1 pseudogene and 1 other annotated feature are annotated in these 1,312 nt (G+C 45.2%); the pseudogene reads right to left on the minus strand.

Going from position 1 to position 1,312, the window contains the following annotated elements:
- Positions 1-39: 39 nt before the first annotated feature.
- Positions 40-1,262, minus strand: a pseudogene (locus tag AZ602_RS09885) (IS3 family transposase).
- Positions 871-987, minus strand: a sequence feature (AL1L pseudoknot). Its footprint overlaps the pseudogene before it by 117 nt.
- Positions 1,263-1,312 lie beyond the last annotated feature (50 nt).

Consider the following 1,312-nt stretch of genomic DNA (forward strand, 5'->3'; position numbering starts at 1 on the left):
TGAACCGTCCCGAGTTTATCGGAGACAAGATTGCTTGAGTCAAGCAGCATAGCCTGACGGTTTTAATGAACAATAGTAAATATTCTCCGCATCAATAGGCGACAAATATCCATTTCTAGAATGTAATCACTCATGGTTGTACCAGTGTACCCAATCAAGGGTAGCTAAAGCAACATCATTGATGCCTTCCCATTCATGTTTAAAGTAATCAATCACCTCCGTTTTGTATAGCCCATTGACGCTTTCAGCTAAAGCGTTGTCGTAAGAATCGCCCTTTGTACCAACCGATGCAGCAAGTCCAGACTGTTTAAGCCGTTCACCGTATTTAATCGATAGATACTGGCTACCTTTGTCGCTGTGATGAATTACGCCACTCGGTCTGCCACGAGCATCTAACGCTTGATTTAACGCATCTAGTACCAGTTGGGTATCCATACGGGCTGAGACCTTCCAACCAACGATAACCCTTTTAAACACATCAATGACAAAGGCAGTATAGACCCAGCCTGTTTTGGTCTTGATATAGGTAAAGTCAGCGACCCATAGTTTGTTTGGGGCATCTGCGGTAAAGTTGCGTTTTACCAAGTCACTAGGCTTGTCTTGGTCGTCTCGCTGCTTAGTGGTGGTTTTGCCTTTACCCCGCCATACGCCTTGAATGCCTAGCTTTCTCATCAGTCGTTCGACCGTGCAGCGACCAAGCTTTGGTAAGCCGTCTTGTTTGATCTTATGCCAGACTTTACGGATACCATAACGACAGCCACTGTCTTGCCAAATTTGTTTAATTTGCTCTATGAGGTGTTTGTCACTTTGTTTACGTCGGCTTTGCTTCTCTGGGTTTTCCTGCTCGTCTTTGATGCGATAATAGGTTGATGGAGCGATTGGCAGAATTCTGCAAATCGACTCGACTCCATAGTTGTCTTTTTCGTCATCGATGAATTTGATCATTACTTCGGTTTGCGGTCGAGCTCCGCCTGGGCGAAAAAAGCAGCGGCTTTGCGGATGATTTCATTAGCCTGCTTTAATTCTTTGATTTCTCGCTCTAATTCAGCAATGCGTGCAGCTTGGCTTTCAGTGGTTACAGTCACGGGATTTTGCTTGGCCAGATGCTTTTGATGCCATGAACGTAGGGTTTCGGGTGTGCATCCAAATTTGGGGGCTATCGCTTGTATCGCTGCCCAGAGTGAGGGATAATCTTTTTGTGATTCGATGAGTAATTCGACGGCTCGAGTCTTAATTTCAGTTGAGTATTGTTTGGTTTTCATAAGGGTATTGTCTCAGAGTTTTGGGTCTCCGACAATCCCGGGACGGTTCA

Origin of the sequence: Moraxella sp. RCAD0137 (genome assembly GCF_002894025.1) — a bacterium.
In the GTDB taxonomy this organism is placed as follows: domain Bacteria; phylum Pseudomonadota; class Gammaproteobacteria; order Pseudomonadales; family Moraxellaceae; genus Moraxella; species Moraxella porci.